Here is a 9,201-nt window from a genome sequence, read left to right as displayed (position 1 = left end):
GCGACCGCTCCAGCGTCTCCAAAGTCTCACGCTCGGCCGCCGTCATCGACAGGGCCGCTGCTGGTGATGCGCTCACCCACGAAGAATACCGAACATGCAGTTAGCTATTTGCGTGACACACCACTAGAAGCTGCCCATGTCGGCAGACGCCCAGTGCTGCGGTTGCAGGAAGATCGCAACGTGATCGCCGAAATTGGCTTTCGCGAACTCCAGATACCCCTTGGCTGCCGTGTCGTCGAGGTAGCGGTGGGCTAGTTCCTCCATCTGGGCGTCGGTGCCGGGTTCGATCCGGCTGACCGCACCGTCGACCGCGACGTAGCGGACGGTGGGTTCGAGTCGTTCGACCATCAACGAGAAGAACCCCGTCGCCTCGATCAGCCGGGCTTTCCGGGACCCCGCACCGGTGAGCACCCATGGCTCACCGCCGGGGGAGTACTGATACCAGATCGGGACCGTCAACGGCCCGCGGTTGTCACCGGCGAACACCGATAGCGCCGCGATGTGAGGTTCTGCCAGGAACTGCTCGCGTTCATCCTTGGAAAGGGCCATCTACCCAGGTTAGCCACGCAGCCCAACCGGATCGGCGTAGTCGGGGACACTGATCTTGTCGTAGATCCGGATGCCGTTGTCGTTGAACCCGACCACCCGCGATGTCACCGCGGTGGGCAGCGCCGAGATCAGCCGGCCCGCCACGATGAGAGCCTGGACGCCCAGTCGCGATGACGGCAGGATCCCCTTGGCCACACCCTTCGCCAGCGCGCGGGCACCGAGGACCGCCGGCCGCATCACCTGCTCGTAGGCGGAAAACGCTGCGGTGTGGTCACCGCCCGCCCGCTCCAGCTCGCCGGCCAGGACGTAGGCGCCGATCACCGCGAGGCTGGTGCTGCCGCCGACGGCGGGGCCGGGGCAGTACCCGGCATCGCCGACCAGGGTCACCCGCCCGCGCGACCAACTGGACAGCTGCAGCTGTGTGATGGCGTCGAAGTAGAACGTGGAGGCGCCATCCACCTCACCCAGCCACTGGTCGACCTGTGGCGCCATCCCGGAGAATTGCCGGCGCAGCAGCTGCCGGTGTGCGGCGTCGTCGCGGTGGTCATACTCGGTCGGCCCATCCGGACGGAACAGGAAGACCGCCCGCGCATCGTCGAGATGATCGGCGGTGTAGATCATCGCGGTCCGGCCGACATCCGCATAAACCGTCGACTCTCCCTCTCTGGCAAGGCTTTTTGGCAAGGACGCCACTGACAGGTAGGCGCCGAGGAACTCGGTGTGGCCGGCCTCGTCGCCGAAGGTGAGGCGGCGGACTCCGGAGTGCAGACCGTCGGCGCCGACCACGATGTCGAATCGGCGCGCGGCGGCGTGGGCAAAACTCACCTGGCCGTCGTCGTCGATAGCGGTGATGTGGTCGCCGAAGAGGTATTCGACACCCACACGGCCGGCGTCGTAGAAGATCTCGCTGAGATCGTCACGCATGATCTCGACGTGTCGCTCGGACATGGTGGCGACCACTTTCTGGTAGTCGATGTGGGCCGGGCGAGCCGCGCCGGCGCGATACACGACCAGCCGCTCGGTCCCGGTGGCGTGGTCGCGGACCCGGTCCGCGACGCCCATCTGCGCAGCGATATCCATCGCCGGCCCCACCAGGTCGATGGCGTGGCCGCCGGTCTTGCGTAATGCCGGCGCCCGCTCCACCACCGTGACGTCGAATCCGCGACGGTTCAGCCAGTACGCCAACACCGGGCCGGCGATGCTCGCTCCCGAGATCAAAACACGCATGAATCGCTCCTTACTTAACGGTCGGTAAGCTACGTGGAGCAGTTTACTTAACGATTGGTCAGTTAGGGTGGGTACGTGAGTTCGCCCCGTTCAGACACCCGCCGGCGCATCCAGGACGTCGCGCGCGAGCTCTTCGCGGTGAAAGGAGTGCAGCGCACCAGCCTGCAGGACATCGCGGCGGGACTCGGCATCACCAAACCCGCGCTGTACTACCACTTCACGTCACGCGAAGACCTGGTGCGCAGCATCGTCGAACCCCTGATCGACGGGGGAGAGCAAATGGTCCGCGACTGTGAGGCGGATCCGGAGCTGACGCCGCAAGAAATCCTCGAACGCTACTTCGACTACTTCTACACCTTTCGCGCCGACCTGCTATTGATGGTCGCCGAGCTGAGTACGCTGGCCGATCTCGGCCTCATCGACAGCATGCTCGCCTGGCGTGAGCGACTGACCCAACAGGTTTTCGGCGCGGACCAGACTCTCGAACAGTCGGTGCGCGGGACGATCGCCTTCGGTGGACTACAGGACTGCTGCCTGCAATTCCCCGACGTACCCGGTGGTGCACTCCGGGTCGCGGCGGTCACCGGCGGACTGGCCGCTCTCGGCCTGTAGCGCCCGCCCTCCTTGCCCTCCCCGGCCACCGGACTAGAGTCGGGTGCCATGCGCTTCGGATTGTTCATCCCGCAAGGCTGGCGTCTGGATCTGGTCGGAATCGACCCCGCAGAGCAGTGGGCGGTGATGAGCGAGCTCGCCACCTACGCTGATCGTGGCGAATCCTGGGACTCGCTATGGGTCTACGACCACTTCCACACGGTGCCGATACCCACCGGTGAGGCCACCCACGAGGCGTGGTCGCTGATGTCGGCTTACGCCGCCACCACCTCACGGATCAAGCTCGGCCAGATGTGCACCGCGTTGAGCTATCGCAACCCGGTCTACCTGGCCAAAGTCGCCGCCACCGCAGACATCATCTCCGGCGGGCGCGTGCAAATGGGGATCGGCGGTGGCTGGTACGAACACGAGTGGCGCGCATACGGTTACGGCTTCCCATCGGCCGGGGTGCGCCTGGCGCGCCTGGATGAAGGCGTGCAGATCATGCGCGACGCCTGGCGCGACGGAGTGGTCAGCTTCGAGGGCAAGCACTATCAGGTCGACGGGGCGATCGTGGCGCCCAAGCCGCTGCAGGCCGACGGAATTCCCCTGTGGATCGCCGGCGGCGGCGAGAAGGTGACGCTGCGGATCGCGGCGCAGTACGCCCAGTACACCAACTTCGCCTCCGCTCCAGACGTCTTCGCCGACAAGTCCGAAATCCTGGCCAAGCACTGCCAAGAGGTCGGCACCGATTTCGATGCCATCGTCCGCTCTTCCAACGTCAACGTGGTGATCGGAACCTCCGAGGCCGACGTGAAGGACCGATTCGAGCGAGTCCGCTCCCGGCTCAGCGGAGTCGCCGGTGACGACGCCGCCGACGCGATGATCTCGTCGATGAGCGGCCCCGGTTCGGGTGCCGGGACCGTCGAGCAGGTGGTGGAAGCGCTGCAGCGGTTGCGCGGCCTGGGCTGCGAATACGTGATCTGCTACTTCCCCGAAGCTGCCTACGACCGCTCCGGCATCGAGCTTTTCGAACGTGAGGTCATCCCGGCACTGCAGTAGCTCGGGACGGTCCCGGAATGCCTCAGATCGCCGGGCCCAACAGGTCGTCGGCGTCTTTGATCACATACCCGTAGCCCTGCTCGGCCAGGAAACGCTGGCGATGCGCGGCGTACTCGGCGTCGAGACTGTCGCGGGCGACCACGCTGTAGAACACCGCACCGCCACCGTCGGCCTTGGGGCGCAGTAGCCGCCCCAGCCGCTGGGCCTCCTCTTGGCGAGAACCAAAGGTTCCCGAAACCTGCACTGCCACAGAGGCTTCCGGCAGGTCTATGGAGAAGTTGGCAACCTTGGACACCACCAAGGTGCGGATCTCGCCGCGCCGGAACTGATCAAAAAGCACTTCGCGTTCGGCGTTCTTGGTGGACCCCTGGATCACCGGGGCGTCCAATTCGGCCCCCAGTTCGTCGAGCTGGTCCAGATAGGCGCCGATCACCAGCGTCGGCTCACTCGGGTGCCGTTCCAGGATCGACTTGATCACTGCGATCTTGGAATGTGCTGTGGCGCAGAGTTTGTAGCGTTCCTCGGGCTCTGCGACGGCATAGAGCATGCGCTCGTTCTCGGTCATGGTCACCCGGACCTCGATGCATTCGGCGGGTGCGATCCAGCCCTGCGCCTCGATGTCCTTCCACGGCGCGTCATAGCGTTTGGGCCCGATCAGCGAGAACACGTCGCCTTCACGGCCGTCCTCCCGGATCAAGGTGGCGGTCAGACCGAGCCGGCGCCGTGACTGCAGATCGGCGGTCATCCGGAAGACCGGTGCGGGCAGCAGATGCACCTCGTCATAGACGATCAGGCCCCAGTCGCGGCTGTCGAACAGCTCGAGATGCTTGTACTCACCCTTGGTGCGCCGGGTGATCACCTGGTACGTCGCGATCGTGACCGGGCGGATCTCCTTGCGCTCCCCGGAGTACTCGCCGATCTCCTCCTCGGTGAGCGAGGTGCGGGCGATCAACTCCCGCTTCCACTGTCGGCCGGCGACGGTGTTGGTGACCAGGATGAGCGTGGTGGCCCCGGCCTTGGCCATTGCCGCCGCACCCACCAGCGTCTTGCCCGCACCACACGGCAGTACCACCACGCCCGAGCCGCCGGCCCAGAAGGAGTCGACGGCCATCTCCTGATAGTCGCGCAGGTGCCAGCCGTCCTGGGCCAGCGTGATCGGGTGCGCCTCCCCATTGACGTAGCCGGCCAGATCCTCAGCCGGCCAGCCGATCTTCAGCAGCACCTGCTTGATGTGGCCGCGCTCACTGGGATGCACGATCACGGTGTCGGCATCGATACGTGCCCCCAGCATCGGGGCGATCTTCTTGTTGCGCAGCACCTCCTCGAGCACCGCCCGATCCAGGCTCACCAGCACCAGGCCATGCACCGGGCTCTTGACCAGCTGCAGCCGGCCGTAGCGGGCCATGGTGTCGACGATGTCGACCAGCAGCGGCTGCGGCACCGCATACCGCGAGAAGCTCACCAGCGCGTCGACCACCTGCTCGGCGTCATGGCCCGCCGCCCGGGCGTTCCACAGCGCCAGTGGGGTGATCCGGTAGGTGTGGATGTGTTCGGGTGCGCGCTCCAGTTCGGCAAACGGGGCAAGGGCGGCGCGCGCCTCGCCGGCCTGCTCGTGATCGACCTCGAGCAGCACGGTCTTGTCGGATTGGACGATCAGCGGTCCGTCAGTCATCGGCGCTATTCCTGTTCATCGCTTGTTGCCCCTCACCAGCCGGGGCTGCCCCCTGATCAACGCAGCCGGTGGCGCGCAGTCATCCCTTCATTATCAGTCTTCGACCGACATCACCGATGTGACGCGGTGAATGGCGAAGTCCCGGACCCGGCCCGAGGCCGGGTCAAAGGCCATCAACTGGCCCCCGCGCACCGAGACCGGAGCGACCACTCGCTGGGTGGCCACCCCGGCCGGATCGATGTAACCGATGACGACGGACGCCTGCTGGTACGCCGCCTGCTGGAGCAGCGACATGGCACGGGCCGGATCGACCCGGTCGCTGCCCGAGCCGGGCACCGGTAGCGCCACCACCTTGCGCAGCACCGAAACCACCGCCCCCAGGGTGTCCCGGTTCGGTGAGCTCGGCAAGGGACGGAAGAAGCGGCGCTGTGCCGGCGTCGGCACCCGCGCACCGTGGGAGCGCAGGTCCACGATCGCGCCCGAGGAATCCTCGGCCGCCGGGGCCAGACCCCCAGCGCGCAGCGCCGCCAGCACATCGGAGATGGGGGCCTGGCACACCGCAACCGTCGGAGCCACCAGGCGCAGTTCCAACTGCGCGGCTGCGGGCAGCGCCATGGCCTGCGTGAGCAGCGCCGGATCCTCACACCGGATGAACGACGACGCCATCCCGATTCGCAGCTGGCCGTGGCGGCGGGCCACGTCGTCGATCAGATACGTCAACCCCTGCGGCACCGGAGTCCTGGAGTGCTTGGCAAAAAACGCGTGCAATGCGCTGGCCGAACGGCCGGCATCGAGCGCACGCCGGATCGACGGTTCGCTGACCCGGTACACCATGGCAGCGCCCGCAGACTCGACAGTCGCCACCACGGCCAGCTCGTCGGCCAGATCCCGCTCCAGCGGGCCGGGCACCACCACAGTCAGATCGGCTTGCACCAGGAAATGGTCGATCGGCGGTGGCAGCACCTTCGTCATCGCCGCGACAGCCGGGTCGGCGCTGTCCCCAACCTCGTCGATCAGCACCCGCGTCGGTGTGGTGAGGGCCCCACGGCCCAGCACCCCGAGCGCGTGCGCCTCCTCCAACAGGTGTCCCACGGGTTCGGGTTGCAGCCGCACCGACCAGCGGGGGCGTCGCCAGATCATCGCCTGCGACGCCGACGCCGCATCCACCCCGGCGCCCTTGGGGAGCCCGGACAACACCTCGAGCAGCAGCCGTCGATCCAGCGGGGCCGCCGTCGAGTACAGCGCATCAGAGAGCGCGGCATAGGGCTTGCCATCGGGCCCGCGGTGGCCGATCAGGCTCGGCCGGGCCGGCAACCCCAGCCAGGTCTGTGCGAGCAACTGCCAACGCTGCGCCAGCGGCAACTCGCTGAACCGGTCGGCGGCAACCGTCGGCGCCCAGTAAGGGCCGGTGCCGTCCCCGGGATCCGGGTCGGGCATGCCGCTGGCGATCAGACCCGATGCCGCCGTCACCTCGAGGATCAACCCGAGTCGTGGTTCGGCGATACCGGTGAGCTTGCTCAGCCGCTTCATGTCGCGCACCCCGAGCCCGCCGCTGCGCAGTTCCGGGATCGGCGTGCTGCCCAGCGTGTCGAACAGCACGTCGACATCACGCATCATGTCGATGACCGCGCCGGCGGCCACCGCGTCGACGTCACGGATCGTGGCGGTGGCCACCGTGGGTTCGGGGCTGGTCAGGTGCAGCGGTCCGGGTTCCTCCCCGCGCATCACCTGACCTACCTGGCGGGGCAGGATCACGGTCTCGTCGTCAACCTGGCGCAACAGGCCGGCCGCGAGCAGCCGCGGCACCGGACGGTCGGTGGGGGCGCCGGGGGCGGCATCGCGGGTGCGGCCCACCGGAGAGCCTTCGAGAAGGCGTTTCAGCAGGTCGTGTTGGGGTTCGTCGAGCTTGCCCAGCTGTTCGGCAATCTGCGCCGAGGTCCGGGCGGGATCCTCCAGGATGACTTGGCCGGTGTACCAGGGCAGGCCGGCGGCGGCCTCGGTGGCCACCCGCACCTGCGCGTCACCCCAGGCCAGTGCCCGGTGGCGCAGATCGTCGAGCGCCTCCATCACCACCGATTCAGGTGCCCGGTCCGCGACGAGTTCGAGCAGTTTGGTCACCGGCACCGGCGAAGAGTCGGCTTGCAGCACCAGCAGGGCATCGAGGACCGCCAATCGCAGGAAATCCAGCTCATCGGTGGCGGCCTTGACCGACTGCCGGGCCTGGGCGCGGGCGGCAAGCGCGGAGATACTGCCCGGCGGCGGCTGGGCGAGATCGGGCCGCATCTCGAGGAGGCCGATGAGGCGCTCATCGGACAGATCGGCCAGCCAGGCGGCCAGCGGCGCGCCCGGGGTGTGCTTGGTCATCGTTGACCAGCGTAAAACAGGTTCTGGTGCGCGCCATCAATCCATCACCTGACAGAATGGCTGTCGTGGCTGACAACTCGGACAACAACAAGTACGTCGACAACGGCTGGCCGGAGGTCGGACCCGACGACCATGCCGTGAGCGAGCTGGTCTCTGACCGCACCGGATCACTGTCCCCGTTCGGTGACATCGTGTTCCCGGTGCCGGCATCGGAGCTGCCCTACATCCACCCGGTCACCGTCGTAAACCGGTAACGGTGGTTCGCGGCGCTGGTTCCAACCCCCTGTCGCACCTCGACGAACAGGGTGCGGCGCACATGGTCGACGTCTCGGACAAGACGGCGACCAAACGTGTCGCGGTGGCGGCGGGAACACTGCGCACCACTGCCGAGGTGGTTGCCCTGATCTCCTCGGGTGGGCTGCCCAAAGGCGACGCGCTGGCCACGGCACGCGTGGCCGGGATCCTGGCGGCCAAGCGCACCAGCGACCTGATCCCGCTCTGTCATCACCTGGCGCTGACCGGGGTGGACATCGAGTTCGAGGTCGGAACCGAGAGTATCGACATCACCGCCACCGTGAAGACCACCGACCGCACCGGTGTGGAGATGGAATCGCTGACGGCGGTCAGCGTCGCGGCACTGACCGTGTACGACATGATCAAAGCCGTCGACGCCGGCGCCAGCATCCACGATGTGCGGGTGCTCAGCAAGGTCGGCGGCCGCACCGGCAGCTGGCACCGTGACCAGTGAGTCGCGCACCGCGCGGGTGGTGATCGCCTCGACGCGGGCGTCCTCGGGTGTGTACGAGGACCGTTGCGGCCCCATCATCTCGCAATGGCTTGTCCAGCAAGGGTTTCCAGAGCCCGGTATCGATGTTGTCGCCGACGGTGATCCGGTGGGGCAGGCGTTGCGGTCAGCCATCGAAAAGCGCGTCGACCTGGTGATCACCTCAGGGGGAACCGGTCTGTCGCCCACCGACGCCACACCGGCACAGACCGTCGCCGTCCTCGACTACGAGGTGCCCGGGCTGGCAGATGCCATCCGCCGGTCCGGATTGCCCAAGGTGCCGACCGCGGTGTTGTCCCGCGGAGTCTGCGGTGTCGCCGGCCGCACCTTGGTGGTCAACCTGCCCGGTTCACCCGGCGGGGTGCGCGACGGGCTGTCGGTGCTCACCGACGTCGTACATCACGCACTGGATCAGCTGGCCGGAGAGGACCATCGACGATGACGCTGGTGATGCGGGCCGCGCTCAGTGAGGCGCCGATCTCGCTGACCGAACACGAGCAGCTGGTGGCCCACGACGCCGCCGGCGCGGTGGTCGGATTTGCCGGAGTGGTCCGTGACCACGACGGCGGAAACCGGGTGCTGCGGCTGGAGTACTCCGCGCACCCGCTGGCGCAGCAGACACTGGCCGAAGTACTGGCCGAGATCGCCGAACAAGCCGTCGGGGTGCGTGCGATTGCCGCCAGCCACCGGGTCGGGCCGCTGGCCATCGGAGACGCCGCCCTGGTGGCCGCCGTGGCCGCTGATCATCGCCGTGCCGCCTTCGAGACCTGTGCGCTGCTGGTCGACACCGTGAAGTCGCGTCTGCCCGTCTGGAAGCACCAGTTCTTCGGTGACGGCACCGACGAGTGGGTCAACAGCGCCTGACCGGCGGCACGACCGAAAAAGCTCCACGACGACGTCGAGACTGCAGCCAGGGCGGCTGTGCCGGTAACGGCACGACCCTGAGTGCAGT

At 67.3% G+C, this 9,201-nt stretch carries 10 protein-coding genes; 6 read left to right on the top strand and 4 right to left on the bottom strand.

Annotated elements, in window-relative coordinates; translation table 11 throughout:
* Positions 1–123 precede the first annotated feature (123 nt).
* Both WBB07_RS01640 and WBB07_RS01635 read right to left on the bottom strand, forming a co-directional pair.
* Positions 124–549, bottom strand: a complete 426-nt coding sequence (locus tag WBB07_RS01640) for a pyridoxamine 5'-phosphate oxidase family protein (RefSeq protein ID WP_526304111.1) — start codon at positions 547–549, stop codon at positions 124–126.
* 9 nt (positions 550–558) lie between these two features.
* Positions 559–1,776, bottom strand: coding sequence for an FAD-dependent oxidoreductase (locus WBB07_RS01635; RefSeq protein WP_526304109.1), 1,218 nt, complete (start codon positions 1,774–1,776; stop codon positions 559–561).
* Between the two features lie 75 nt (positions 1,777–1,851).
* Between WBB07_RS01635 and WBB07_RS01630 the strand changes: the two genes are divergently transcribed.
* Positions 1,852–2,388 carry a TetR/AcrR family transcriptional regulator gene (locus WBB07_RS01630; RefSeq protein WP_526304107.1) on the top strand — a complete coding sequence of 179 codons (537 nt, stop codon included), beginning with the start codon at positions 1,852–1,854 and terminating at the stop codon, positions 2,386–2,388.
* A gap of 48 nt (positions 2,389–2,436) precedes the next feature.
* Positions 2,437–3,429 carry an LLM class F420-dependent oxidoreductase gene (locus WBB07_RS01625; RefSeq protein ID WP_526304105.1) on the top strand — a complete coding sequence of 331 codons (993 nt, stop codon included), beginning with the start codon at positions 2,437–2,439 and terminating at the stop codon, positions 3,427–3,429.
* A gap of 22 nt (positions 3,430–3,451) precedes the next feature.
* On the opposite strand, the gene WBB07_RS01620 is transcribed toward WBB07_RS01625, so the two are convergent.
* On the bottom strand, positions 3,452–5,101 hold the full coding sequence (locus tag WBB07_RS01620) for a DNA repair helicase XPB (protein WP_526304103.1): 1,650 nt from the start codon (positions 5,099–5,101) through the stop codon (positions 3,452–3,454).
* Positions 5,102–5,194: 93 nt separating this feature from the next.
* Positions 5,195–7,465 (bottom strand): helicase-associated domain-containing protein, encoded by a 2,271-nt coding sequence (locus tag WBB07_RS01615; protein ID WP_526304101.1) that lies wholly within the window; start codon positions 7,463–7,465, stop codon positions 5,195–5,197.
* 56 nt (positions 7,466–7,521) lie between these two features.
* On the opposite strand from WBB07_RS01615, the gene WBB07_RS01610 reads away from it, so the two are divergent.
* Genes WBB07_RS01610 through WBB07_RS01595 form a run of 4 tightly spaced genes read left to right on the top strand, consistent with a single transcriptional unit; the run spans position 7,522 to position 9,113 of the window.
* Positions 7,522–7,719, top strand: a complete 198-nt coding sequence (locus WBB07_RS01610; protein ID WP_526304100.1) for a hypothetical protein — start codon at positions 7,522–7,524, stop codon at positions 7,717–7,719.
* 2 nt (positions 7,720–7,721) lie between these two features.
* On the top strand, positions 7,722–8,213 hold the full coding sequence (moaC, locus tag WBB07_RS01605; protein ID WP_526304098.1) for a cyclic pyranopterin monophosphate synthase MoaC: 492 nt from the start codon (positions 7,722–7,724) through the stop codon (positions 8,211–8,213).
* Entirely contained in the window at positions 8,203–8,691 is a 489-nt protein-coding gene (locus tag WBB07_RS01600) for a MogA/MoaB family molybdenum cofactor biosynthesis protein (RefSeq protein WP_526304096.1), read from the top strand. The genes moaC and WBB07_RS01600 overlap by 11 nt, the downstream gene beginning before the upstream one ends.
* Positions 8,688–9,113, top strand: coding sequence for a molybdenum cofactor biosynthesis protein MoaE (locus WBB07_RS01595; RefSeq protein ID WP_526304094.1), 426 nt, complete (start codon positions 8,688–8,690; stop codon positions 9,111–9,113). Before WBB07_RS01600 ends, WBB07_RS01595 begins: the two co-directional genes overlap by 4 nt.
* Positions 9,114–9,201: the final 88 nt, after the last annotated feature.

Origin of the sequence: Mycobacterium sp. (assembly GCF_049647605.1) — a bacterium.
Taxonomy (GTDB): Bacteria; Actinomycetota; Actinomycetes; order Mycobacteriales; family Mycobacteriaceae; genus Mycobacterium.
The sequence above is the reverse complement of the archived record's forward strand: the minus strand, read 5'-3'. Positions and strand labels throughout refer to the sequence as shown.

Coding starts and splice junctions, on each gene's coding strand:
- WBB07_RS01625 (WP_526304105.1), top strand. CDS start 2,437: ATGCGCTTCGGATTGTTCATCCCGCAAGGCTGGCGTCTGGATCTGGTC.
- WBB07_RS01640 (WP_526304111.1), bottom strand. CDS start 549: ATGGCCCTTTCCAAGGATGAACGCGAGCAGTTCCTGGCAGAACCTCAC.
- WBB07_RS01610 (WP_526304100.1), top strand. CDS start 7,522: ATGGCTGTCGTGGCTGACAACTCGGACAACAACAAGTACGTCGACAAC.
- WBB07_RS01615 (WP_526304101.1), bottom strand. CDS start 7,465: ATGACCAAGCACACCCCGGGCGCGCCGCTGGCCGCCTGGCTGGCCGAT.
- WBB07_RS01635 (WP_526304109.1), bottom strand. CDS start 1,776: ATGCGTGTTTTGATCTCGGGAGCGAGCATCGCCGGCCCGGTGTTGGCG.
- WBB07_RS01620 (WP_526304103.1), bottom strand. CDS start 5,101: ATGACTGACGGACCGCTGATCGTCCAATCCGACAAGACCGTGCTGCTC.
- WBB07_RS01595 (WP_526304094.1), top strand. CDS start 8,688: ATGACGCTGGTGATGCGGGCCGCGCTCAGTGAGGCGCCGATCTCGCTG.